This window comes from Pseudomonas sp. GW821-FHT02C04 (genome assembly GCF_059421845.1).
Genome location: NZ_JBWKVT010000003.1, coordinates 1 through 25,093 on the forward strand (window position 1 = coordinate 1; position 25,093 = coordinate 25,093).

At 60.1% G+C, this 25,093-nt stretch carries 21 protein-coding genes, 4 tRNA genes and 1 pseudogene; 10 read left to right on the forward strand and 16 right to left on the reverse strand.

Going from position 1 to position 25,093, the window contains the following annotated elements; all coding sequences use genetic code 11:
• The 6 genes and pseudogenes from AC07VV_RS11885 to bamJ all read right to left on the reverse strand — a co-directional run.
• Positions 1-1,280 (reverse strand): annotated as a pseudogene (locus tag AC07VV_RS11885) (type IV secretion protein Rhs); the annotation flags it as partial.
• 224 nt (positions 1,281-1,504) lie between these two features.
• Positions 1,505-1,912: an SEL1-like repeat protein gene (locus AC07VV_RS11890; RefSeq protein ID WP_495036331.1), complete on the reverse strand. Its 408-nt coding sequence runs from the start codon at positions 1,910-1,912 to the stop codon at positions 1,505-1,507.
• Positions 1,913-2,284, reverse strand: coding sequence for a hypothetical protein (locus AC07VV_RS11895; RefSeq protein ID WP_003223109.1), 372 nt, complete (start codon positions 2,282-2,284; stop codon positions 1,913-1,915).
• Positions 2,281-2,622, reverse strand: coding sequence for a helix-turn-helix domain-containing protein (locus AC07VV_RS11900; protein ID WP_007950435.1), 342 nt, complete (start codon positions 2,620-2,622; stop codon positions 2,281-2,283). Before AC07VV_RS11900 ends, AC07VV_RS11895 begins: the two co-directional genes overlap by 4 nt.
• A gap of 114 nt (positions 2,623-2,736) precedes the next feature.
• The gene (locus AC07VV_RS11905; RefSeq protein ID WP_495036332.1) at positions 2,737-3,192 is read right to left on the reverse strand and encodes a YkvA family protein; all 456 of its coding nucleotides are present in this window, start codon (positions 3,190-3,192) and stop codon (positions 2,737-2,739) included.
• 300 nt (positions 3,193-3,492) lie between these two features.
• Positions 3,493-4,212 (reverse strand): BamJ family beta-barrel-assembly machinery protein, encoded by a 720-nt coding sequence (gene bamJ / locus AC07VV_RS11910; RefSeq protein WP_096823013.1) that lies wholly within the window; start codon positions 4,210-4,212, stop codon positions 3,493-3,495.
• Between the two features lie 270 nt (positions 4,213-4,482).
• Here bamJ and AC07VV_RS11915 point away from each other — a divergent pair, with 270 nt between their 5' ends.
• Together AC07VV_RS11915 and AC07VV_RS11920 are read left to right on the forward strand one after the other, a co-directional pair.
• Positions 4,483-6,291: a di-heme-cytochrome C peroxidase gene (locus tag AC07VV_RS11915; protein WP_495036333.1), complete on the forward strand. Its 1,809-nt coding sequence runs from the start codon at positions 4,483-4,485 to the stop codon at positions 6,289-6,291.
• Between the two features lie 26 nt (positions 6,292-6,317).
• The gene (locus tag AC07VV_RS11920; RefSeq protein WP_495036739.1) at positions 6,318-7,454 is read left to right on the forward strand and encodes a catalase family protein; all 1,137 of its coding nucleotides are present in this window, start codon (positions 6,318-6,320) and stop codon (positions 7,452-7,454) included.
• A 144-nt stretch (positions 7,455-7,598) separates the two neighbouring features.
• Here AC07VV_RS11920 and AC07VV_RS11925 read toward each other — a convergent pair.
• From AC07VV_RS11925 to AC07VV_RS11940, 4 genes are all read right to left on the reverse strand, one after another.
• Positions 7,599-7,675, reverse strand: a tRNA-Asp gene (locus AC07VV_RS11925).
• 19 nt (positions 7,676-7,694) lie between these two features.
• Positions 7,695-7,770: transfer RNA gene (locus AC07VV_RS11930), tRNA-Val, on the reverse strand.
• 191 nt (positions 7,771-7,961) lie between these two features.
• Positions 7,962-8,038: transfer RNA gene (locus tag AC07VV_RS11935), tRNA-Asp, on the reverse strand.
• A gap of 19 nt (positions 8,039-8,057) precedes the next feature.
• A tRNA-Val gene (locus tag AC07VV_RS11940) sits at positions 8,058-8,133 on the reverse strand.
• A gap of 159 nt (positions 8,134-8,292) precedes the next feature.
• Here AC07VV_RS11940 and rdgC point away from each other — a divergent pair.
• The 3 genes from rdgC (at position 8,293) to sugE (ending at position 10,686) form a co-directional block, all read left to right on the forward strand.
• Positions 8,293-9,213: a recombination-associated protein RdgC gene (gene rdgC, locus AC07VV_RS11945; protein WP_007950430.1), complete on the forward strand. Its 921-nt coding sequence runs from the start codon at positions 8,293-8,295 to the stop codon at positions 9,211-9,213.
• Positions 9,214-9,287: 74 nt separating this feature from the next.
• Entirely contained in the window at positions 9,288-10,253 is a 966-nt protein-coding gene (locus tag AC07VV_RS11950; protein WP_495036334.1) for a bile acid:sodium symporter family protein, read from the forward strand.
• A gap of 118 nt (positions 10,254-10,371) precedes the next feature.
• Entirely contained in the window at positions 10,372-10,686 is a 315-nt protein-coding gene (sugE, locus tag AC07VV_RS11955; RefSeq protein WP_085732315.1) for a quaternary ammonium compound efflux SMR transporter SugE, read from the forward strand.
• A gap of 49 nt (positions 10,687-10,735) precedes the next feature.
• Here the strand turns inward: sugE and AC07VV_RS11960 are convergent, their stop codons facing one another.
• The 4 genes from AC07VV_RS11960 to AC07VV_RS11975 form a co-directional block, all read right to left on the reverse strand.
• On the reverse strand, positions 10,736-12,610 hold the full coding sequence (locus AC07VV_RS11960) for an MFS transporter (RefSeq protein WP_192560132.1): 1,875 nt from the start codon (positions 12,608-12,610) through the stop codon (positions 10,736-10,738).
• A 98-nt stretch (positions 12,611-12,708) separates the two neighbouring features.
• Positions 12,709-13,860, reverse strand: a complete 1,152-nt coding sequence (locus AC07VV_RS11965) for a TDT family transporter (RefSeq protein ID WP_495036335.1) — start codon at positions 13,858-13,860, stop codon at positions 12,709-12,711.
• Between the two features lie 105 nt (positions 13,861-13,965).
• Positions 13,966-14,277, reverse strand: a complete 312-nt coding sequence (locus AC07VV_RS11970; RefSeq protein ID WP_495036336.1) for a cupin domain-containing protein — start codon at positions 14,275-14,277, stop codon at positions 13,966-13,968.
• 52 nt (positions 14,278-14,329) lie between these two features.
• Positions 14,330-15,517: an MFS transporter gene (locus tag AC07VV_RS11975; RefSeq protein ID WP_495036337.1), complete on the reverse strand. Its 1,188-nt coding sequence runs from the start codon at positions 15,515-15,517 to the stop codon at positions 14,330-14,332.
• A 91-nt stretch (positions 15,518-15,608) separates the two neighbouring features.
• On the opposite strand from AC07VV_RS11975, the gene AC07VV_RS11980 reads away from it, so the two are divergent.
• Positions 15,609-16,151 carry a TetR/AcrR family transcriptional regulator gene (locus AC07VV_RS11980; RefSeq protein WP_096823007.1) on the forward strand — a complete coding sequence of 181 codons (543 nt, stop codon included), beginning with the start codon at positions 15,609-15,611 and terminating at the stop codon, positions 16,149-16,151.
• Between the two features lie 136 nt (positions 16,152-16,287).
• A complete protein-coding gene (locus tag AC07VV_RS11985) occupies positions 16,288-19,758 on the forward strand; it encodes a hybrid sensor histidine kinase/response regulator (RefSeq protein ID WP_102622749.1) in 3,471 nt (1,156 codons plus the stop codon).
• Between the two features lie 37 nt (positions 19,759-19,795).
• Here the strand turns inward: AC07VV_RS11985 and AC07VV_RS11990 are convergent, their stop codons facing one another.
• Entirely contained in the window at positions 19,796-21,160 is a 1,365-nt protein-coding gene (locus AC07VV_RS11990; protein ID WP_495036740.1) for a DNA recombination protein RmuC, read from the reverse strand.
• Positions 21,161-21,335: 175 nt separating this feature from the next.
• Positions 21,336-21,659 carry a sel1 repeat family protein gene (locus AC07VV_RS11995; protein WP_495036338.1) on the reverse strand — a complete coding sequence of 108 codons (324 nt, stop codon included), beginning with the start codon at positions 21,657-21,659 and terminating at the stop codon, positions 21,336-21,338.
• Positions 21,660-22,612: 953 nt separating this feature from the next.
• Between AC07VV_RS11995 and AC07VV_RS12000 the strand changes: the two genes are divergently transcribed.
• From AC07VV_RS12000 to AC07VV_RS12010, 3 genes are all read left to right on the forward strand, one after another.
• Complete coding sequence (locus tag AC07VV_RS12000; protein ID WP_007950419.1) at positions 22,613-22,837, forward strand: hypothetical protein; 225 nt, start codon at positions 22,613-22,615, stop codon at positions 22,835-22,837.
• 276 nt (positions 22,838-23,113) lie between these two features.
• Positions 23,114-23,596 carry a hypothetical protein gene (locus tag AC07VV_RS12005; protein WP_085732306.1) on the forward strand — a complete coding sequence of 161 codons (483 nt, stop codon included), beginning with the start codon at positions 23,114-23,116 and terminating at the stop codon, positions 23,594-23,596.
• A gap of 146 nt (positions 23,597-23,742) precedes the next feature.
• Positions 23,743-25,014: an OmpP1/FadL family transporter gene (locus AC07VV_RS12010; RefSeq protein WP_096823003.1), complete on the forward strand. Its 1,272-nt coding sequence runs from the start codon at positions 23,743-23,745 to the stop codon at positions 25,012-25,014.
• The last annotated feature ends 79 nt before the right edge of the window (positions 25,015-25,093 follow it).

Sequence of the window (25,093 nt, forward strand, 5' to 3'; positions counted from 1 at the left end):
AACTCGAACGGCAGCAACCCGTCTAGCACGCCATCGGTCAGCGTCAGCAGCTCTTCGCCAGTGACCATCGACACCGGGCAGCCGTTGGTGCAAGTGCGGGGTACACAGTCGGCACTGTCGCCGTTGGGGTTTTTCGCCTGATCAGGCTTGTCGTCGTGATGCTCGTCTTTTTTCAGGGAAGCGTTGCGTTTGGCATCCCAACGCAATTGCATGCGGCCTTTCTTCACGCCGGCTGCGATGCCTCGCGCGGCGACGGATTTGTAGTGGTTCACATAACCGATGAAGGTGCTGACGATGCCGAACATCGCCTTCACCAGACGCGTTACCGCCGACAACAACTGAGCGCCGCGATCCACCAGACGCAAGGTCAGATACGCAATCCCCGCCCCAGCACCAACGAAGGTCAGCACAACGCCGATCAACACATCGATCAGCAGTTGCACCACCACCATCGAGACGGCCTCGGCGGTTTTCCCGGCAATGTCATTGGGCGGCAGCATCTCCAGCCAGAGGCTGGCGGTACGCAGCAACAGGCACAGCGCCGCCTCGTCACTGACCAGCAACTGAAGCTTCTCCATCATTTCAGGCGCTGTCTCTGCCAGCGCGATCAGTTGTGCGGCGCCACTGCCCAACCGCTCGGCAAACTTTCCGGGATCCTGGAGAATCTCCGACAGCAACCCAATGCTGTCCCACACCCCCTCGATCGCCGCCCAGCTCCCGGCCAGCAGGCCGTTGCCGGCAGCAGTGGCCACCGACTGCGACCACTGCGGACTGAAGCCCTGCCACTCGCTGCGCAGCCAACTATCCAGCTGCCGGGTCAGGCCATCGTAGGACTCGAAAAGCGCGTCGACCTGCTTCTCGCTGGCCTCGCTGTGCACTAACACCCGATAGAACTTGCCCGCCTCTCCGGTGAACAAACCTTTGCCCTGAGCATCGAGGGTGACGGACTTGACCTTGCCGCCATCCATCGCCACGACATCGACAACGATGTCGCCCAACGGAATGTCGTACACCGACTCGAACTTGCTCTCGATCTCCATCGGCCCGGTTTCCGGGCATTGCACGACAGCCGAAGAGAAACGGTTGTCGTCAATCGCGACCGCTGTACTGTGTTCACCGAAACGGATGATCCGCTCCATCCCCATCAGCGACGGCAGATCGGCCGCATGGCTGACGCTGTCTGCCGAACGACTGAACCAGTGCCTGAGCTGTTCGCGATAGAGATCGAGGGTGCGGGGAAAGCTGTCGAGTGCTTGCTCGATGCGAGTGATGGCCTCCATCAGCGCATTCCCAGGCGCATGACGAAATGAAAAACCGGGTCAAACATGTGCGTTCCCTCGCGCAAAAATCAGGCGAAGGACTTTGCGGGGGATCAAACAGAAAAGAAGTCAGGCGAGTAGGCGATGGATGTAGGAGAAGTCTGTAACTGATCTTTATCAAACAGCAGACGCAAAAACGGGGCGGGAGGTTGCCCTCACGCCCCGTTCAGGGAACACAAAACCGCTTAACGAGAATGATCCCGGCCGGCCAGCTCTTTCAATTTGAGCTCAGCCAACGGATGCCCGGCCTTCGCGGCCATGGTCCACCAGCGAGCGGCTTCCGAAGGGTCGGGCGCTTTACTGGGCGTACCTGCAAGACTGATGACACCCACCTGATACGCCGCCTTGCCATCTCCGGCCAGCGCAGCCAGCCGCAACAATCGAACACCCTCCTCACGCGCGCCCAGGACAACGCCGCGAAACGTCAGGATGTGCCCGTAAAAGCTTTGCGCGCCGACATCGCCCAGGTTGGCCATGCGCGCAAACTGCCCTTCGAGCCAGCGCCAGCCTCGGGGCTGACGGACAAACCACGACCAGTGAAACAGCCTGCGGGCCAGCCAGTAACTTGCCCGCGCCTTGAGTCGTAAAAACACTCAGGCCTCCGCCGATTCCGGGTATTCGTATTCAAAGACCCGCACCACTTCCGAGGCGTGCCATGAGGCTGCGGCAACACCATCGGACGGCCCGGAAAAACGCCCCAGACGCTCGACACATTCAAAGAAACCGGTGCGTGGCAGGCGACTGGCGCCCTGGCTGATCACCAGCGAACTGCGCAACGGTTGTTCGGCTTTCGCGTCCAGCGCAGCGAGATGCTCCAGTGCAGCGGTCAATGTCTGCATCGCCGGCGTGGGCAGTTGCAGACGCTCGAGCAAGGCTCGATAGGTCAGAAGATGGCGCTGCCTGCGCGCCTGGTCCAGCTCCCCCAGCAATCCGTCCCAATGTTGACGACTGATGCGTACGCTCACGATTGTTCCCTCCACCCTGGCACCGTCAACTCCCAGGCCAGGCTGCGGCGAATCGCAGCGTCGGGCAGACGCTCACCGCTTTCGATCATGGCCAGGTAAGACGGGCTGATGCCTACCGTGCGGGCGAGCGCCTCGATGGCGATGCCCTTCCCTTCGCGCAAACTGCGTAACTGATCCAGACCTGGAAGAATCGGGTCCGGTGTGGCCGCAAGCGGCGCTGGAGCCGGTTGCGACGGTGCTTCGTTAATGCCTGCTGCTTTCAGTAGAGCCTGATACTGAGCCCATGGCAGAACCGCATATTCGGGTTCGCCATCGCGTGCAATTATCTGAATATCCATGACTACCCCGTAGGACAACAACGCTTAGCGAGTCGGCACTTTTCCCTAGAAGTGTAATCCTAACAGCGGCCAAGGTCGTGGGGGGTATCTATCTGAATAAGAGACTGTCGCGATTCAGGACTTTTTCGGACCCTGAAGCTGAAGTTGTTCGGGCGTATCGGGCAGGCGCTCGACAACCCTGAGCTTTTCCGGCGCCTGACGCTGACGCCAGAGGCGGAAGGCGCTGAGCTCGTCGTCGAGGGTTTTCATCACCCAGGCAAGGACCGCGATGTCATCGAGCATGCCGAATACGGGAATGAAATCCGGGATCGCATCCACCGGACTGAGAAAGTACATCAGGCCCGCAACGACCGAAACGATCGCCTTGCCACTGATCGCACGATATTCGCCACGCCAGTACGCCAGGCACAGGGCCTGGAGCAATCGCAGGTCATCCTTCAGTTTACCCAGGCGGTTGCCCTGGGCGGCACCTTTGCTGGCCACGGCAAACAACAGCGTCGGCAAGCGGCCACGGGCCAGGAGTCGTCCGGCCAACGGCAGGAATCGGGCGAAATTCCATGGAGCTTTCATCTATTTCTCCCGTTGAAATGTTATCCACACAAATTGTGGATAACCTTGTGAACAGAGCTGCATTTCGACGCTGAGAGCCCCGGTTCATAAGGGCTGCGCTCAGATCGGGCGTTTTTTACTCACATAAAAAACCCCATTATTTCATTGACTTGGCGGCTCAGGGCGTCTAGCGCGGGCGGCCTCAAAGTCTAGGACTGTCGTGACGCGTATCGGTTCGGTCTGTTTACGCTGGCCGTGCCCCGGATGCAACAACGCCCCGCATAAGCGAGGCGTTGTTGTTGAAGCCGGTGCCGATGCCTGTTACTTGGCGGCGGCAGCGTCTTCTTTGGCTGGATCCTTGATGGCCAGCAGTTCCAGGTCAAAGACCAGAACCGAGTTGGCCGGGATTGCCGGGCTAGGCGATTGTGCGCCGTAAGCCAGATCGCTAGGGATGTACAGCTTGTACTTCTCGCCAACGTGCATCAGTTGCAGGCCTTCGACCCAACCCGGGATCACACCGCTGACCGGCAGATCGATCGGGCTGCCGCGCTCGACGGAGCTGTCGAATACGGTGCCGTTAGTCAGTTTGCCGGTGTAGTGAACGGTCACTACGTCGGTAGGCTTAGGCTGTGGGCCGTCGGCTTTCTTGACCACTTCGTACTGCAGACCGGAAGCGGTGGTGGTCACGCCGGCTTTCTTGCCGTTTTCTTCGAGGAATTTCTTGCCGGCGGCTGCCGACTCTTCGCTCATCTTGGCCATACGCTCTTCGGCACGCTTTTGCAGTGCAGCGAAGGCTTCGACCAGATCTTCATCTTTCAGCTTCTGTTCTTTCTTGCCGACGGCATCTTCGATGCCCTGGGCTACCGCTTTGGAGTCCAGATCATCCATGCCTTCCTGAGCAAGGCTTTTGCCCATGTTCAGGCCGATACCGTAGGAAGCTTTTTGCGCCGGGGTTTTCAGCTCTACGCTGGTCTGCGAATCACAACCCGCGAGTACCAGGCTAACCAGGGCTACCGCCGCCGCCAACCGATGCTGTTTCATGCTATTTCCTTGTTCATGCGCCGAAAGGGCAATCGAGTAAAGCCGCGAGCTTATCAGGCCGCCACGACCAATGGCTACCGGCATGAGAGCAGGAATCTTCCGATAAGTTCAGGGATTAAAAAGCATTTGGGCAAAGGCAGGATGAAGCTTCTGTCATCTTGACCTGACAGTAACCAATGCCTCTTCCCACAACACTTGGCGTAATGGCCACTTGCCGCACACGGCTCGGCTCAGGCATAACAGCGCAACAACTCGACAAGGATGTTCATCTTGCGCCTCTTATTCCGTGTGCTGACGCTGATCGTGGTACTGCTGGGACTGGTCCTGGCGGTGATTCTCTACTATGTCGCCAATCCAAAACTGCCCTTCCCGTCGCCCGCCAAACAGGTGCATTACCTCAAGCAATGGACCGACGAGGAGCGCCAGACCTACTACTTCACGCCGCAAGGCACCCAGGTCAAAGGCCTGCGTTATGAATGGTTTCAGGCCCTGGAACTGCCGTTTTCGCAGCAACGTTTCGCCTCCCCGGAATATCTCGCACGCTTCGGTTTTCTGATCGACCCGCAGCAGAAAGCCACATCGAACAACCCGGGGAATCTGCCAGTGGGTTTCGCCCGCCATCAGAATCCTGGCAGCTCTGAGCAGTATCTCGACATCACCTGTGCGGCCTGCCACACCGGCGAATTACATCTCAACGGTCAGGCCGTGCGCATCGACGGCGGCTCGGCGCAGCATGTGCTGCCTTCCAGCGTTCCTACATTGCGTGGTGGCAGTTTCGGACAGGCACTGGTCGCCAGTCTCACCTCCACGTACTACAACCCTTGGAAGTTCGAACGCTTCGCCCGCACCGTTCTCGGCGAGGATTACGACGCGCGCCACGACCAACTGCGCAAAGACTTCAAAGGCTCACTGAATACCTTCCTCAAAGTGGCGTGGAACGACACCCATCGCGGCCTCTACCCCACCGAGGAAGGCCCTGGCCGAACCGATGCATTCGGGCGAATCGCCAATGCGACCTTCGGCGATGCGATCTCCCCAAGCAATTACCGAGTAGCCAACGCCCCCGTGGATTACCCGCAACTGTGGGACATGTGGACGTTCGACTGGGTGCAGTGGAACGGCTCGGCACAGCAACCGATGGCACGCAACATCGGCGAGGCGCTGGGGGTTGGCGCTACCCTGAATTTCTTCGACGCCAACGGCCAGCCACTGCAGGGTGATGAACGTTACGCATCGAGCGTACGGGTGCGCGATCTGCACAGGATCGAAGAAACCCTGCAAAAACTTCAGCCGCCTGCGTGGCCGGAAGAACTGTTTGGCGCTGTCGACAAACCGATGGCGGCCAAGGGTCGAGCCCTGTTTGCCGAAAACTGCGCTGGCTGCCACGTCCCACGGGTGACGCAAGAAGGTGAACGCTGGGTCCAGCATCTGCACATGCTGCCGGTGGACGTCATCGGCACCGATCCGAATGCGGCCAACAACATCGCCAATCACCGTTTCGACCTGACAGCCCTGCAATGGAATCCGGCGGAGCTGGAGCAAATGGACGTGAAGTTGCACCCCACTCCCAAAGAACCGCTCGACCTCAGCCAGTTATCCGTGGCCAAAGGCCTGGCTTACGTCACGGCGTTCGTTGAAAACCGCGCTTACCGCGAAGCCGGCGTCACACCTGCAGAAAAACCAAAACTCGATGGCTTTGGCCTGCCGATCGGTGTCCGGGAAAAAGTCGCCTACAAGGCCCGGCCGCTGGCAGGCGTGTGGGCTACACCGCCCTTCCTGCACAACGGCTCGGTGCCGAGTCTCTATCAGTTGCTTTCGCCTCAGGATGAACGCGCCACCACTTTCTATAAGGGCACCTTCGAATATGACCCTCGGCATCTGGGTTATCGCACCGAAGCCTTTACCAACGCTTTCCTGTTCGACACCCGCATCACCGGCAACCACAACAGTGGCCATGAATTCCGCGCCGGCGAGCGCGGTAACGGGGTCATCGGACGGTTGCTGCAGCCCGAGGAACGCTGGGCGCTGCTGGAATACCTGAAAGTGCTGGGCGGCCCGCTGGAGGCGCAACTGCCATGATCTTCAATTCGTTCAAGAAACCATCGATGCTGGCGCGTTTCTGGTTGTGGCTGGGGCGGTTGCTGGGCAAAACCCTGCTGTTCTTGCTGGTGGTCGGCCTGATCGGCTGGGCTTTGGCAACCGCCTGGTTTGCCTGGCAACACCGGGGCCCGGTATCGGCGATAGAGCAGATTCCAGATGGCGAAGCAGCCATGACGCAGGACGTGATCCAGACCGCTGTGCGAATTGTCGATCAGCACCGGGAAAGCACGCGTTTTCTGCGCGACGCCCATGCCAAGGCCCACGGTTGTGTGAAGGCCGACGTGCAGGTGCTGCCGGATCTGGCTCAGGATCTGCGCCGAGGTGTTTTCAGCGAGCCGGGCAAGATCTGGCAGGCGACGATGCGCCTGTCCAACGGCAACGCCTATCCGCAGTTCGACAGCATCCGTGATGCCCGGGGCATGGCGCTCAAATTGCTCGATGTGCCGGGCAAACAGTTGCTGGGTGACCGTCAGGGCCTGCACGAACAGGATTTCGTGATGTTCAGCCATCCGAATTTCTTTGTCAGTGATGTCGCTGAATATCGTCAGAATGTGGCGGCGCAGGCTGACGGAAAAAAGGTCATGGCGTTTTTTCCGGGTTGGGACCCGCGAAACTGGCAGATCAGGCATTTGTTCATTGCGCTGGCGACGCTTTCTCCACCACCAGAGAGCCCGACACGTACGACCTACTTTTCGGTATCGCCCTACAAATTTGGTGAGGCCAATGCGAAGTTTCGGGTGATGCCGGATCCGGACAACTGCCCGGCGTACACGCTGCCGAAGCAAAACCAGGATCTGCCGAATTTCCTGCGCAGTGCGCTGAATCAGCAACTGTCCACGGATCGGGTGCCCGCGTGTTTTGTGTTGCAGATCCAGCGTCAGGACGCCAACCGGTTCATGCCGATCGAAGACACCAGCATCGAATGGCGTGAACAGGACAGTCCATTTCAGACCGTAGCCAAAATCACCCTGCCCCCGCAGGACTTCGACACCCCGGCTCTGAACCTGCAATGCGACAACTTGTCGTTCAATCCATGGTTTGGCATCGAGGCCCACCGCCCGATTGGCGGGATCAACCGTCTGCGTAAAGCGGTGTATGAAGCGGTGAGTGATTACCGGCACAGTCGCAACGCCAGCCAGTAACAAACCGCAGAAACGAAAAAAGCGACCCGCAGGTCGCTTTTTTCATGCCGGACGAGCAAAAAGCCAATCGCCAGACAGCAAAAAGCCCGCACTAGGCGGGCTTTCTGTGGTGACCTGGCGTTCAGTGTTCCAGGTTACCGAATATGGCGCAGCGGACGGGACTCGAACCCGCGACCCCCGGCGTGACAGGCCGGTATTCTAACCGACTAAACTACCGCTGCGCGAAACGCTTGAAACGAATGGTGGGTGATGACGGGATCGAACCGCCGACATTCTGCTTGTAAGGCAGACGCTCTCCCAGCTGAGCTAATCACCCTTCGCTTCGTTACGGGACGCATTATGCCACAAGTTTTCGTAAAGTGTTGATTTAATTGAAGTTTTTTTCAAATAAATCCGAAAACCGGTGAAACGACACATTCCGCATGTACAACTCGAGGCAGAAAAAAAACCCGCCTTGGCGGGTTTTTCCGTGGTGACCTGGCGTTCAGTGTTCCAGGTTACCGAATATGGCGCAGCGGACGGGACTCGAACCCGCGACCCCCGGCGTGACAGGCCGGTATTCTAACCGACTGAACTACCGCTGCGCTAAACACTTGAAACGAATGGTGGGTGATGACGGGATCGAACCGCCGACATTCTGCTTGTAAGGCAGACGCTCTCCCAGCTGAGCTAATCACCCTTCGCTTCGGTGTGGCGCGCATTCTACGGAGCGACCCAACCTCTGGCAAGCACTTTTTTAATTAATTTTCTCAGGCCTTCCAAAGGCTTAGAGAAGGGTTGGCCTATGACCCGGCGAAGACAATAATGCCCCCCTTTGTATAAAGGAGAGACTCACCCCATGTGGTTCAAGAACCTGCTTATCTATCGCCTGACCCAAGACCTGCCTGTCGATGCCGAGGCGCTGGAAACTGCACTGGCCACCAAACTGGCGCGTCCATGTGCAAGCCAGGAGTTGACCACCTACGGTTTCGTCGCGCCGTTCGGCAAGGGCGAAGATGCACCACTGGTGCACGTCAGCGGTGACTTCCTGCTGATCTCCGCCCGCAAAGAAGAACGCATTCTGCCGGGCAGCGTCGTGCGCGACGCGGTCAAGGAAAAGGTCGAAGAGATCGAAGCCGAGCAGATGCGCAAGGTCTATAAGAAGGAACGCGACCAGATCAAGGATGAAATCATCCAGGCCTTCCTGCCGCGCGCCTTCATCCGCCGCTCGTCGACCTTCGCCGCCATCGCGCCGAAACAGGGCCTGATCCTGGTCAACTCCGCCAGCCCGAAACGCGCCGAAGACCTGCTTTCCACCCTGCGTGAAGTGATCGGCACCCTGCCGGTTCGTCCGCTGACCGTGAAAACCGCGCCGACTGCCGTGATGACCGAATGGGTCACCACCCAGCAAGCCGCGCCGGACTTCTTCGTCCTGGACGAGTGCGAACTGCGCGACACCCACGAAGATGGCGGCATCGTGCGTTGCAAGCGTCAGGACCTGACCAGCGAAGAAATCCAGCTGCACCTGAGCACCGGCAAAGTGGTGACTCAACTGTCGCTGGCCTGGCAGGACAAACTGTCGTTCATGCTCGACGACAAGATGACCGTCAAGCGCCTGAAGTTCGAAGATCTGTTGCAGGATCAGGCAGAACAGGACGGCGGCGACGAAGCCCTCGGCCAACTGGACGCCAGCTTCACCCTGATGATGCTGACGTTCGGCGACTTCCTGCCGGCGCTGGTTGAAGCACTGGGCGGTGAAGAGACGCCGCAGGGGATCTAAGTCCCGCTGCAGTCTTTGAGTTATCTTCAAACGCCACCGCTTCGGTGGCGTTTTCACATAATAAGGAACAGGCCATGCGCGCACTGGCTGCACTGAGTCGTTTTGTCGGCAACACCTTCGCTTACTGGGTTCTGATTTTCGCCGTGGTCGCGTTCCTGCAACCAGCGTGGTTCCTCGGTCTGAAAGGCGCGATCGTGCCGCTGCTCGGGCTGGTGATGTTCGGCATGGGCCTGACCCTCAAACTCGACGACTTCGCCGCCGTCGCCCGCCATCCGTGGCGCGTGGCTTTGGGCGTGGTTGCGCATTTCGTGATCATGCCGGGGATGGCGTGGTTGCTTTGCCAGGTTTTTCACCTGCCGCCGGAAATCGCCGTCGGGGTGATTCTGGTCGGTTGCTGCCCGAGCGGCACTTCCTCGAACGTCATGACCTGGCTGGCCCGAGGCGATCTGGCACTGTCAGTGGCCATCGCCGCCGTCACCACCCTCCTCGCCCCGCTGCTGACGCCGGCGCTGATCTGGCTGCTGGCCTCGGCCTGGTTGCCGGTTTCGTTCATGGAATTGTTCTGGTCGATCCTGCAAGTAGTGCTGCTGCCGATCATCCTCGGCGTGGTGGCGCAGCGACTGCTTGGCGACAGGGTTCGGCATGCGGTGGAAGTATTGCCGCTGGTGTCGGTGGTCAGCATCGTGATCATCGTCGCCGCGGTGGTTGCTGCCAGTCAGGCGAAAATCGCCGAATCCGGCCTGCTGATCATGGCGGTGGTGATGCTGCACAACAGCTTCGGCTATTTGCTGGGTTACTTCACCGGGCGCCTGTTCGGTTTGCCGCTGGCTCAGCGCAAGTCCCTGGCGCTGGAAGTCGGCATGCAGAACTCGGGGCTCGGCGCTGCATTGGCCAGTGCGCACTTCTCGCCGCTGGCGGCGGTGCCGAGTGCGCTGTTCAGCGTGTGGCACAACATTTCCGGGGCGCTGCTGTCGACGTACTTCCGCCGAATGAGCGAAAAGGAAGACCGTGAAACGTTGGCCCAACAGACAGCCGACTGAGCCCGGATCAATGCGCGGCGCACAATTTTAGGTAGTATGTGCGCCACGCGGGGACGACCCTGCGGCTCAATCGAGTTTTCAATCTGGGGACGGCCCCGTCAATCGATGGAGGTCTTTCATGTCCTGGATCATTCTGTTTTTCGCCGGCCTGTTCGAAGTCGGCTGGGCCGTCGGCCTCAAATACACCGATGGCTTCAGCCGTCCGCTGCCCACCGTTCTCACCGTCGCCGCCATGGCGGTCAGCCTTGGCCTGCTGGGTCTGGCGATGAAGGAACTGCCGCTGGGCACGGCCTATGCGATCTGGACCGGGGTCGGTGCCGTGGGCACGGTGATTGCCGGGATCATTCTGTTTGGCGAATCGATGGCGTTGATTCGACTGGCCAGCGTTGCACTGATCATCACCGGATTGATCGGGCTCAAGGTCAGCGCCTGAGCCGTTGCCGCCATCACCGATGCATCGGTGATGGCGGCTTCACAAACAACTATCTGACTGTCCCGCGCAACTCTCCCACCAACGCCTGCAACTCGGCAGGCTGCGCCGCCTCGACCGCCACCGGCGAACCCGCGACCAGCGTTACCCGCGACCACAAGCGGTGAAAAAGCCCTTTCTTGGGATCGCGGCTGAAGAAACTCCCCCACAACCCCTGCAACGCCAGCGGAATTACCGGCACCGGTGTCTCTTCGAGAATCCGTGTCAGCCCGCCCTTGAACTCGTTGATCTCACCATCAGCGGTCAACTTGCCTTCAGGGAAGATGCACACCAGCTCACCGTCCTTCAGATATTGGGCAATCCGGGTGAAGGCCTTTTCGTAGATCTGGATGTCTTCCTGGCGTCCGGCGATAGGAATGGTCCCCGCCGTGCGGAAGATAAAGTTCAGCACCGGCAGGTTGTAGATCTTGTAGTACATGACAAAGCGAATCGGCCGACGCACCGCGCCGCCAATCAGCAACGCATCGACGAACGAAACGTGGTTGCACACCAGCAACGCCGCGCCCTCATCGGGAATCGCTTCAAGGTTGCGATGCTCGACGCGGTACATGGAATGGCTGAGCAGCCAGATCATGAAACGCATGCTGAATTCGGGGACGATCTTGAAGATGTAGGCGTTGACGCCGATGTTGAGCAGCGACACCACGAGGAACAGCTGTGGAATCGACAGTTTGACCACGCTCAGCAACACGATGGAAACGATGGCCGAAATCACCATGAACAGCGCGTTGAGAATGTTGTTGGCCGCAATCACCCGCGCCCGCTCGTTCTCGGCAGTGCGCGACTGGATCAGCGCATACAGCGGCACAATGTAGAAACCACCAAAGATGCCGAGGCCGAGGATGTCGACCAGTACCGCCCAGGCGTGACCGAAGCCCAACACCTCGGTCCAGCTATGGCCGACGGCGCTCTCCGGAATTCCACCGGAATGCCACCACAACAGCAGCCCGAAAACCGTCAGGCCAAACGAACCGAACGGCACCAGGCCGATCTCGACTTTGCGCCCGGAAAGCTTCTCGCAGAGCATCGAACCGAGGGCGATGCCGACCGAGAACACGGTGAGAATCAAGGTGACCACGGTTTCATCGCCGTGCATCCATTCCTTGGCGTAGGCCGGGATCTGCGTCAGATAAATCGCCCCGACGAACCAGAACCACGAGTTGCCGACAATCGAGCGCGACACCGCCGGGGTCTGGCCCAGCCCGAGTTTCAGCGTGGCCCAGGACTGGCTGAAAATGTTCCAGTTCAGGCGCATTTCCGGAGAAGCGGCCGCCGCCCGGGGAATGCTGCGGCTGGCGAGGTAACCGAGTACAGCGATGCCGACAATCGCGGTCGACACCAGCGGCGCATAGTGCGACGAGGACATGATGACCCCGGCGCCGATGGTGCCAGCCAGGATCGCCAGGAAGGTGCCCATTTCCACCAGTCCGTTGCCACCAACAAGCTCATCCTCGTGCAAGGCCTGCGGCAGGATCGAATACTTCACCGGTCCGAACAGCGCCGAGTGCGTGCCCATGGCGAACAGCGCCACCAACATCAGCGACAGGTGATCGAACAGGAAACCGACGGATCCCACCGCCATAATGGCGATTTCCGCCAGTTTGATCAGACGGATCAGCGCATCCTTGGCGAACTTTTCGCCGAACTGTCCGGCCAGCGCCGAAAACAGGAAGAACGGCAGAATAAACAGCAACGCACACAGGTTGACCCAGATCGAGCGGTCACCTTCGATGGTCAGCCGATAGAGAATGGCGAGGATCAGCGATTGCTTGAACACGTTGTCGTTGAACGCGCCCAGCGACTGGGTGATGAAGAACGGCAGGAAGCGCCGGGTACGCAGCAGGTTGAACTGTGAGGGGTGACTCATCTTCCGTGTGTCCCTGATGTTGGGTAGCGAGTGGCCTGGATACGCTTATTGGAATGTCGATCCGCGATCCAGGCCACACCTTACCTAAACTTTTCAGGTTATTTCTTCAAACCTGCAATGCACGGTGAAACAAACAGCTCGCCGCGCCATGCACCTTGCAGCGTGCGCTTGCCGACGATCAGCCACATCACTGCCAGCAACGTCACCAGCACACAACCGGCCACGCTGAAGAACGTCAGGTGCAACGTGCTGCCCAATTTCAGGGTCGCCAGTGAATACACGCCCAACGGGAAGGTGAATCCCCACCAGCCGAGGTTGAACGGAATGCCGTCGCGCAGGTAGCGCACGGTGATCAGCAGCGCCATCAACATCCACCACAGACCAAAACCCCAGAGCGTGATGCCGGCCACCAGGCCCAGGCCCGAAGCGATTTCACCGATCCCCGGCAGGCCATTGGCCGCGAAAATCGCTGGCGCATCGCCACCCAGCAGCAACATGCCCAGGGCACCGGTGCCGATCGGCCCCAGCGCCAGCCAGCTCGACGCCGCCATGTTTTCGTGTGGCAGTTTGTGCAGGGCCATGCGCAACAGCAGGATAGTCAGAATGCTGAACGCCACCGGCAGGGAAAACGCCCAGAGCACGTAGCTCGTCGCCAGCACCACCAGTTGCGAGTGCGCATCGGCCAAGTGCGGTGCCAGCAGTCCGCCGCTGGCTGCCGCCACTTCTGCCGCCACCACCGGCAACAGCCAGACAGCGGTCATCTGATCGATGCTGTGTTCCTGACGGGTGAACATCATGTAGGGAATCAGCACACCGCAGGCCAGCGACATCGCCACGTCCAGCCACCACAGCACTTCGGCGAGGTGAATGACGCCCTCGCCCCACCGCGGCAGGCCGAACAGCAGAAAACCGTTGATGATGGTCGCCAGGCCCATGGGAATGGTGCCGAAGAACATCGAAACCGTGGAGTGCCCGAAGATCCGCCGCGCTTCGTCGAAGAACAGAATCCAGCGCGCGGCGTACGCAGCGGTAAACAGCACGAACAACAGAATGTTGAACATCCACAACCCTTCGGCCACGGCGTGCAGCCCCGGGATGGCAAAAGGCAGTTGCGCCAGCGCCAACGCCAGCACGCCGGTCCCCATGGTCGCGGCGAACCAGTTCGGTGTGAATTGACGGATCACTTCACGCGGATGCTGAAGCTGGCTGAAAGGCTTGATGCCGGGTTTGGCACTGTTGGGGCAAGTCATCATGAACTCCTGTCCTCAGGTGAGGTTGAGTCCATGGTAGAACCGAATCGAATATCTATATAACGGGTAATATCTCTAACTGTTATCTGTTTTGTAGATATACAGTCAGACACTGCCTTCGGTTTCGATCACCAGAATCCGCGCAACCCCTTGCGGTTGAGCAACATGCTCCGTGCCGATGGACGCGTAGAAGATGTCGCCGACATTGAGCTGCACCTGCTTTTCCTCGCCTTCCTCGCGGTAGTGCATGAGCACCTCACCGTCGAGCACCACGAACACTTCCTCACCGTCGTTGACGTGCCATTTGTAGGGCTGATCAGTCCAGTGCAGGCGCGTGGTGATGCCGTTCATGTTGGCGATGTCGAGCGCGCCCCAGGCACGCTCGGCGGTGAAGGACTTGCTGCGGATAATCTTCATGAGTCGATCCGTGAGAAGAATGGGCTGGCCAAGGCTAACCGAATCTTCAGGGTTATGGCGCGCTGCAGGTCTTGACCGCTTGCGGACGGAAACTCATCAGCAGCGCGCCGACCGCCAGCACGATCAGCACCGCGCCATACACATCGGTGGTGGCCAGCAGGCCCAGGCTGTGGGTGAAGTGCCCGGCCAGCAATGCCGGCAGACAGAACGCCAGGTAACTCAGCACATAAAATGCCGACATAAGACCTGCGCGCTCATGGGGCAACGCCAACGGCACCAGACTGCGTACAGCACCGAGAAACCCGGAGCCAAATCCACAACCGGCGACCAACGTGCCGAAGAAGAACAGCGACAGGCTGGCGCTGTGCACACCCAGCAGCATCAGCACGATGCCGGCCGGCAACAGGCTCGCGCCGAGTTGCAGCGCCCGTGAGGCAGGACGATTGCGCAACGTGAAGATCATCAGGGCGCCGGTCACGGTCAACGCCGCCACGGTCGCGCCGCCGATCAGATTGGAAGTCGAACCGGTCGCCGTGCGCACCAGTGACGGCGCCAACGAAGCGTAAAAACCGCCAAGCGCCCAGGTCGCGGTGTTCAGCGGCAACACTCGCCACAGCGTCGAACGCGCCTGAACCGGCACATGCAGGGTCGGCCGCAACGAGGCCCACGCCCCGGCCTGCGGCGAGACGCTTTCCGGCAAGCGCCAGACATAAATGCCCTGCAACACAAACAGCACGAGCAGCAGCCAATAGGTCAGTTGCAATGGTGCGGGCGCGAACTCCACCAGCAAACCGCAGCCCATCGCACCGAGCGCCATACCCAGCAGCGGCGCCACGCTGTTGATCAGCGGCCCTTGCTGGCGATCGGTGTCCAGCAGCGTCGCGCTCAACACAGCGGTAGCCATGCCGGTGGCGAAACCTTGCAGCACCCGCGCGCCGATCAGCCAACCCACGCTGTCGGCGTAGACAAACAGCAGCATCGCCACGGCGTTCAGGGCAACGGCGGTGAAAATCACCGGTTTGCGGCCCAGGTGATCCGACAGCGAACCGACCGTCAGCAGCGCGGCCAACAGACTCAGCGCGTAAACGCCGAAAATCAGGGTCAGCACCGCGGCCGAGAAATGCAGGTGATCCTGGTACAGGTGATACAACGGCGTCGGCGCGGTGGAAGCGGCGAGAAAACTGAGTAAGGTGATCGCCAGAAACCACAGGCTGGAACGGTTGGAAGCAAGGCGGGTCATGGACATACTCCTTAAAAGCTATTTTTTTGCTTTTGCGGAGTGTGCTCTCGACTTGCGCTTAAAGCAAATTCTTTGTGTTAAGGTCTGGCACATGCCTATTAAAGAAAGTAGCCGTCCCGGCGGCCGAAGCGCCCGGGTACAGGAATCGATTCACGGCGCCGTGCGCGCACTCCTCGAAGAACAGGAGCGCTCAACCGTGACCGTTCCGCAAATTGCTGCGCGGGCCGGGGTCACGCCCTCGACCATTTATCGGCGCTGGGGCGATCTGTCGGCACTGCTCGCCGACGTCGCCCTCGCCCGTCTGCGTCCTGAAAGCGATCCGCTGGAAACCGGCAGCCTGCGCGGCGATATCCGCGCCTGGGCCGAGCAGTATCTGGACGAAATGAGTTCCGAGCCGGGGCGCAATGTCATGCGCGATGTGCAGGCCAGCGCCACACCGGGATTCTGCATTGCGATCATTGCCGATCAGTTGCAGACCATTGTCGATCGCTTCCCGGATCAGTCGCCACCCAGCGTGGATCACCTGATCAACCTGGTGGTTTCGCCGACGGTGTTCCGCATTCTGTTTGCCGTGGCACCGCTGGAAGTCGAAGAACTGCACCGACTGATCGACATCGCGCTGCGTCAGGACTGACAGCGCAGAACCGCCCGGTTCTGCGCCTGCGACACCCCGCCACGCCACGACCTTGGTCGACACTGACTAACCGCCGCGCACATGCGAGACTGTCTGGCCGGGCGCGAGTCCGGTCGTATTTTGTCGGGAGTGCTCCATGTCGTTGTCCAGCGGGCTGATCGCCGCCGTCGCCCTGGCCTATATGGCCATCATGTTCGCCATCGCCTTCTACGGCGACCGTCGCAGCGCGCCGTTGCCGCCGCGGATGCGTGCCTGGGTGTACAGCCTGTCGCTGGCGGTCTACTGCACCAGCTGGACGTTCTTCGGCGCGGTCGGTCAGGCAGCCGAACAGTTGTGGTCATTTCTGCCGATCTACCTCGGACCGATCCTGCTGTTGCTGGGCGCGCCGTGGGTCCTGCAAAAAATGGTGATGATCAGCAAGCAGGAGAACATCACCTCCATTGCCGACTTCATCGCCGCCCGTTATGGCAAATCCCAATCGCTGGCGGTGGTGGTTGCGCTGATCTGTCTGGTCGGCGTTCTCCCTTATATAGCCTTGCAACTCAAAGGCATTGTCCTCGGCGTAAACCTGCTGATCGGTGCCGGTGCCGACGCCATGGGCACCCGCGCCCAGGACACGGCACTGATCGTGTCACTGGTGCTGGCGCTGTTCACCATCGTTTTCGGTACGCGCAACCTCGACGCCACCGAACACCACCGGGGCATGGTGCTGGCGATTGCGTTCGAATCGCTGGTGAAGTTGTTCGCCTTCCTCGCCGTCGGCGCTTTCGTCACCTATGGCCTGTATGACGGTTTCGACGACCTGTTCAATCAGGCAATGCTCGCCCCGCGCCTGGAGGAATACTGGAAAGAAACCATCAACTGGCCCTCGATGGTGGTGCAGACCGGCGTGGCGATGATGGCGATCATCTGCCTGCCCCGACAGTTCCACGTGACGGTGGTGGAGAACATCGACCCGCAGGACTTGCGTCTGGCCAAATGGGTGTTCCCGGCCTATCTCGCGTTGGCGGCGCTGTTTGTAGTCCCGATCGCCCTGGCCGGTCAGATGATGTTGCCCAGTTCGGTCATCCCTGACTCTTTCGTCATCAGCCTTCCATTGGCCCAGGCCCACCCGGCGCTGGCGATGCTGGCGTTCATTGGCGGCGCCTCGGCGGCCACCGGCATGGTGATTGTGGCGAGTGTGGCGCTGTCGACCATGGTCTCCAACGACATGCTGTTGCCGTGGCTGTTGCGGCGTAACAATGCCGAGCGGCCGTTCGAAGTGTTCCGTCAGTGGATGCTCTCGGTGCGCCGGGTCAGCATCGTGGTCATTCTGTTGCTGGCTTACGTCAGCTATCGCCTGCTCGGCTCCACCGCGAGCCTCGCGACCATCGGCCAGATCGCTTTCGCTGCCGTGACCCAACTGGCCCCGGCCATGCTTGGCGCGCTGTACTGGAAACAGGCCAACCGCCGCGGTGTATTCGCTGGTCTCGCCGCCGGCACCTTCCTCTGGTTTTACACGCTGATTCTGCCGATTGCCGCCCGCAGCCTCGGCTGGTCGCTGGACACGTTCCCCGGCCTGGCCTGGCTGCACAGCAACCCGCTGAACCTGCCGATCACCCCGCTGACCCAAGGCGTGGTGCTGTCGCTGGCGGGCAACTTCACGTTGTTCGCCTGGGTTTCGGTGCTGTCGCGCACACGAGTGTCGGAACACTGGCAGGCCGGGCGTTTCATCGGTCAGGAAATCAGCGCCCGGCCCAGCGCACGCTCGATGCTGGCAGTGCAGATCGACGACTTGCTGCAACTGGCGGCACGGTTTGTCGGTGAAGAACGTGCGCGGCAGAGCTTCATCCGCTTCGCTTATCGTCAGGGCAAAGGTTTCAACCCGAACCAGAACGCCGACGGCGAATGGATCGCCCACACCGAGCGGTTGCTGGCGGGGGTACTCGGCGCGTCTTCGACGCGGGCTGTAGTAAAAGCCGCCATCGAGGGTCGGGAAATGCAACTGGAGGACGTCGTCCGGATCGCCGACGAAGCCTCGGAAGTGCTGCAGTTCAACCGGGCGCTGCTGCAAGGCGCCATCGAAAACATCACCCAGGGCATCAGCGTGGTCGACCAGTCGCTGAAACTGGTGGCCTGGAACCGGCGCTACCTGGAGCTGTTCAACTACCCGGACGGTTTGATCAGCGTTGGCCGACCGATCGCCGACATCATCCGCTACAACGCCGAACGCGGCTTGTGCGGCCCCGGCGAAGCGGAGGTCCACGTCGCCCGCCGCCTGCACTGGATGCGTCAGGGCCGCGCCCACACGTCTGAACGACTGTTCCCCAACGGCCGGGTGATCGAACTGATCGGCAACCCGATGCCCGGTGGCGGTTTCGTCATGAGTTTCACCGACATCACCGCGTTCCGCGAAGCCGAGCAGGCGCTGACCGAGGCCAACGAAGGGCTGGAGCAACGGGTCAGCGAACGGACTCAGGAACTGTCGCAACTCAACGTCGCGCTGACGGAAGCCAAGGGCAATGCCGAGGCGGCCAACCAGTCGAAAACCCGTTTCCTCGCGGCGGTCAGCCACGACTTGATGCAACCCTTGAACGCCGCGCGGCTGTTCTCCGCCGCCCTCTCCCATCAGGACGACGGCTTGAGCGGCGAAGCGCAGAAACTGGTGCAGCACCTGGACAGTTCGCTGCGTTCGGCCGAAGACCTGATCAGCGACTTGCTGGACATTTCCCGCCTGGAAAACGGCAAGATCAACCCGGATCGCAAGCCGTTCGCGGTCAATGAGCTGTTCGATATTCTCGGCGCGGAGTTCAAGGCGCTGGCGCAGGAACAGGGCCTGAATTTCCGGGTGCGCGGCAGTCATTTGCGCATCGACAGCGACATCAAACTGCTACGGCGGATCCTGCAGAATTTCCTCACCAATGCCTTCCGCTACGCCAAAGGCCCGGTGTTGTTGGGCGTGCGTCGACGACAGGGCGAGATTTGCCTGGAGGTCTGGGACCGCGGACCGGGGATTCCGGAAGACAAGCAACAAGTGATTTTCGAAGAATTCAAACGCCTCGACAGCCACCAGACCCGTGCCGAGAAAGGCCTTGGTCTGGGCCTGGCGATTGCCGACGGCTTGTGCCGGGTGCTCGGGCATACCTTGCGCGTGCGTTCATGGCCGGGGCGCGGCAGCGTGTTCAGTGTGCGGGTGCCGCTGGCCCGCACGCAGACTGCCCAGCCGAGCGCTGCGGTCGAACTCAACGGCAAGTTGCACAGCGGCGCGCAGGTGCTGTGCATCGATAACGAAGACAGCATTCTGATCGGCATGAACAGCCTGCTCACGCGCTGGGGGTGTCAGGTGTGGACGGCGCGCAACCGCGAAGAATGCGCGGCGCTGCTCAACGATGGCGTGCGGCCGCAACTGGCGCTGGTGGATTTCCACCTCGATCACGGCGAGACCGGCACCGATCTGATGGCATGGTTGCGCACAAGCCTGGGTGAGCCGGTACCAGGTGTGGTGATCAGCGCCGACGGGCATCCGGAAACCGTGGCCCAGGTGCACGCGGCGGGGCTGGATTACCTGGCCAAACCGGTGAAGCCGGCGGCGTTGCGGGCGTTGTTGAGTCGCTATTTGCCTCTCTAAAAGCGCCTCTATAAGAGCGCCGCTTTGACGCCGCGCCTTATTCGGGTAATTCGACCAATCCGTCGGCATCGGTCATCGCGCGTTCCAGCAGATCTGTCGGCAGGCTCTTGCTGGCCCGTGCGCCGAGCAGTTTGAGCTGCTCGCTGCGGCTGACAAGGTTGCCGCGCCCTTCTGTCAGCTTGTTTCGCGCCGAGCTGTAGGCTTTGTCCAGCTGTTGCAGACGATTGCCGACTTCATCCAGATCCTGAATGAACAACACGAACTTGTCGTACAGCCATCCGGCGCGCTCGGCGATTTCCCGGGCGTTCTGGCTCTGACGCTCCTGCTTCCACAGGCTGTCGATGACCCGCAGGGTAGCAAGCAGCGTGGTCGGGCTGACGATCACGATGTTGCGGTCGAAGGCTTCCTGGAACAGCGTCGGTTCGGCTTGCAACGCCGCAGAGAACGCCGCTTCGATGGGCACGAACAGCAAGACGAAATCGAGGCTGTGCAGCCCTTCCAGACGCTTGTAGTCCTTGCCGGCCAGGCCCTTGACGTGGCTGCGCAGCGACAGCACGTGCTGCTTCATGGCGATCTGGCCAATCGCATCGTCGTCGGCCGCCACGTATTGCTGGTACGCCGTGAGGCTGACCTTGGAGTCGACCACCACTTGTTTATCGCCCGGCAGGTAAATGATCACGTCCGGCTGAAAGCGCTCGCCGTCCGGGCCCTTGAGGTTGACCTGGGTCTGGTACTCGCGGCCCTTCTCCAGCCCGGCATGTTCCAGCACCCGTTCCAGGATCAACTCGCCCCAGTTGCCCTGGGTTTTCTGGCCTTTCAGGGCGCGGGTCAGGTTGGTCGCTTCATCGCTCAAGCGCAGGTTCAGTTGCTGCAGGCGCTCAAGTTCCTTGGCCAGCGAGAAGCGCTCACGGGCTTCGGCCTGATAGCTTTCCTCAACCCGTTTTTCGAAGGACTGGATGCGTTCTTTCAGCGGGTCGAGCAACTGCCCGAGGCGCTGCTGGCTGGTTTCGGCGAAACGCTGTTCACGCTCGTCAAAGATCTTGCCCGCCAGCTCGGCGAACTGGGCGCGCAACTCGTCACGGGAACCTTGCAGGTCATCGAGACGCTGCTGATGGCTTTCCTGCTGCTCACGCAACTCGGCACTCAGTGAAGCGGCCTGAGCGTCCAGGCGCCGCAGCTCGGCTTCCTTGTTGGCGCGCTCGAGGTTCCAGGCATGAGCGGCGTCACGGGCGTCATCGCGCTCGATCTGCAACAGTTCGACTTCCCGGCGCACGGCCGCAAGATCCGCTTGTTTGGAGGCATTGGCCTGGCCGAGGTCGGCGACTTCGTCGCGACTGGCTTCGAGCTGGGCGTTGAGGCCGTCCTGGGCCATTTGTGCCATGGCCAGTCGTTCTTCGAGCAATGCGACTTCAGACTCGCCATGACTGGCCCGGCGCTGCAGTTGCCAGGCCAGCGCCAGCAGCGGCACGGCCGCGCCCGCCAACCCGAGCAAGATGCTGGTCAAGTCCATCGCCATAGTCATTCCCGCCGATCCGATAAAGCCTGAAGGTTAACCAAGGCGTCAGGTCTTGGACAGCTCAGTCTTCGATCAGGCCGAGTTCCTGTTGCGCACGTCGATCACCCGCACGGGCAGCCTGACGCAGCAGGTCCTGGCCGATACGACGATCCCGGGCATTGCCGCACTCACGGCACATCAACTGGCCAAGGCGACTTTGTGCAGCGACCACGCCTTCCCGGGCCGGTTGCTTGAGCAGGCGGCCGGCGAGGTGCTTGGCATTCTGGCTGTCGCCCAGGCGCGGGCTGTCCAGCAGCCATTCGGCCACGCGCACGGAAAATCGCTTGGGAGCGGTAACACGAGGGGGTTGGGAGGTAACAGAATCTGGAGCTGAGCGAAACTTCATAAAGCACTGTGGGACAGATCGAAGGGCGCGCCACTCTACTCTTTTTTTCGCACAGGTAAAGTCGAAAAAAACCCGGCACGCCCGTGCTAGAGCAAGCGCTCGGGACAATCCACAGAAGCTGTGGATAACTCAGTGGACAACCGCCCCTGACTCGCCGCAAAGCCTTGTGGAATGGGGCCCGCAGTCAAACTGACGATTTTTTCACCAGTAAAAAAAAGCGATGTTTTTCATTGACTTAAACTTTCGTTACAGGCAGCCACCGGGGTCAGGATCGATGTGACAGCGTCGTTACCGTCCGCGCAACTAATGTGCACAAGTACCTGTTACGCGGTTATATCGGTGCGCTTTTTCGGGTCGTTTTGGCAGGCGGGCTGGGGATAAGCCCTTGCGCTTCGCGGGTTCGGCTTGCCCTCTGCAACGACCGACGGTCGGAGTGTGAGCCAAATCGGGGCGGGGCCGGGGCTTGAGGAACAGTCTGTTGGTTCTTTTTAAAAATCAGATTTGCCTTCCTCGAAGTGTTCCGTTAGTATCCGCGGCGTTAGTACCAAGCTGAAAGTCAATTCCGGTCGAACAAACCCCACGGTCAGCCTTCTCTCAGAGAAGCCTCCTCCGACAAAGCGGGACCGACCCCTCGATGGTTTCCAGGTAAATCTTGCGACGACACAGCCTTTGAATCGAATGCAAAGGGTGTCGCGAAGACCACTTACTCTGACCGAACCAACCTGCAAATTGATCAGGATCTTCACCCCGGGCCCAGAACCTTTGCCCTCGATGTGTTGCCTGCCCTCCTAAGTACCTACCTGCCAGCCCAAGCGCGCCAACTTATCAGCGCTTCAAACTGGCTGCTTTGTTCCAGTCGGGTTCTTCGTTCGACCAATGGTGGTCGACGTTACTGGAACGTTTTAACGTTGCACGGTTCTTATCCGTGTCATTTGTAGGAACACCTAATAACTATGTCTACTCAAATCCAGACTCAGGATGCCATTCGCACCCTAACCAACGCTTTTGCTCCAATGAACTGCCTGATCATGGCCGCTCGCAAAGGTTGCTTCAGCTTCACCGTGGTCAATGAACACGGGATCGCCCGCCACAGCGAGCGTCTGTACCCCGATCAGTACTCCAGCGCCGAACCGCTGCAGGCCGTGATTGATCGCACCCGTCAGGCATTGATCGCCTGAGAGGCCGAAATGGCTGCAAAAGCAAAAGCCCCGCCTGAAACGCGGGGCTTTTTATTGCCCGATGTTTCTCTTTTTACCCTTCGCGGTTAAGCACCAACCGATATAACGGTTATAACTGCTCGCCGGAAATATTTTAAAAACAGGCCTTTACGTCGCGAATATGACACTACACTTCAACTCAAGCGGCGTGATCCGCTTCCGGCGAGCCTGAGTCGATTCACAGCTGCCAAGCTCCCCTTCAGGTCTCGCCGCCCAATAACAAGATCCGAGGGTTTTATGGGTATCGCTGCCAGCGAACTGTGCCGCTATGTGATCCGTCCAACGCTGATTTATCTGGGACGTCACTGCGCCACCGCCGAATCCCTGCTGCTGGGCATCGCCGCCAGCCAGTCCGCCCTCGGTTCCGCCCTGCATGACCGCCGTGGCCACGGCCTGTACCGGATTGCCGAGCATCGCCACCAGGCGCTCTGGGATCATTATCTGGCGCTCGATCCGGAGCGCGCCAGCCTGGTTCGCGGCCTCGCCAGCCAGCATGCCTTTCTCAGCGGCCCGCACCTCGAACTCACCGTCAACCTGCGTTACGCCACCGCCATCGCCTGGCTGCTGGTCGAAGAACAGAATCCCACCCTCCCCGACCCGGACGATCTGCTGGGAATGGCGCGTATCTGGCGTCAGACCTTTCAGCCCCAAGGTCGTCTGCGTGACTTCACCTGTGCATGGCAGACCTGTGTTTCACCGCTGAATCAGGTCGCGTGCTGACTCGCCAGTTTCGCAAGATCGTCCAACGGGTCGCGAATCTGGTCGGATTGTCCTACAAAACCGCTCTAACTCAAGCCATACGGACTATAGCGCTGGGACGAAAATGTTGGTAATTTTCGCCCCGGTGATCACCAGGAGTTCTAATAATGAAAAAAGTAATGCTCAAAACCACCCTTAGCCTCGCCGTTTCCTTGGCATCCACCCAGATTTTCGCAGCTGGCTTTGCCATCAACGAACACAGCATCAGCGGGATGGGGACTGGGTACGCCGGGCGATCTTCTTCTGCCGACGACGCAAGCACTGTTTATGGCAACCCTGCCGGCATGTCGCGCATCACGCGCGAACAAGTCACCGGTGGTGTTGCATTCCTCGACGCCAAGACCGATATCAGCGATGGTCGCTCCAGCCCTAACGGCGGCAGCAACAAAGGCGACATGGTGCCCTTTACCTCCGTACCTATGGGCTACTACGTCAAGCCGATCGACGAGCATTGGGCATTCGGCCTGGGTGTCTACGTACCCTTCGGCCTGATTACCGACTATGAAAAAGGCTTTGCCGGCCGTTACTTCGGCAGCAAGTCCGAAGTACAAGTCATCACCTTCCAGCCGACGGTCAGCTACAAGTTCAACGACGTCGTGTCGATCGGTTTCGGTCCGACCATCAACCGTATCGACGGCACCCTGGAATCCAACCTGTCGATCACTCAGGCCCTGCCGGACGGCAAGGTCAAGATCAAGGGTGACGACACTGCACTGGGCTACAACATCGGTGTGCTGGTACAAGCGACCGACACCACTCGCCTGGGTCTGACTTACCACTCGAAAGTCGACTACAAGCTCGAAGGCAACACCAAGGTCAACTACGGCGCCCTGGCCCTGGCCGGCCTGAGCTCCAGCCAGAAGTACGACGCTTCGCTGAAGATCACCACACCTGAATCCGTGGACTTCTCGGTCACTCAGGCGATCAACGACCGCTGGAACGTCTACGCCGGTACCACCTGGACCCGCTGGAGCCAGCTGGAAAAGATCACCGTCAAGAACTCCGGCGTTCAACCTGCACTGGCTGGCCAGTTCGGCGAGATCACCGAAGAGCAGAACTGGCATGACACCTGGGCTTACGCCATCGGTACGTCCTACCAGTTGAACAAGGAATGGGTACTGCGCACCGGTCTGACTTTCGACCAGTCGCCGACCAACAACGTCGACCGTTCGCCACGCATCCCTACCGGCGACCGTACGATCTTCAGCATCGGTGCCGGCTGGAGCCCGACCGAAGACCTGACCATCGACGTCGCTTACTCGTACCTGCAGGAAGAGAAAGTCAGCATCCGCAACGAGAACGATCGCGGTCAGACCTACGATTCCAAGTATGAAAACTCGGCAAACGGTTTCGGTGTTGGTGCAACCTACCGCTTCTGATGCTGTACGGCGAGGCTAACCCCTCGCCCACTAAAAAGCCCCTCTCTCTCGACAGAGGCGGGGCTTTTTAGTGGGCGTC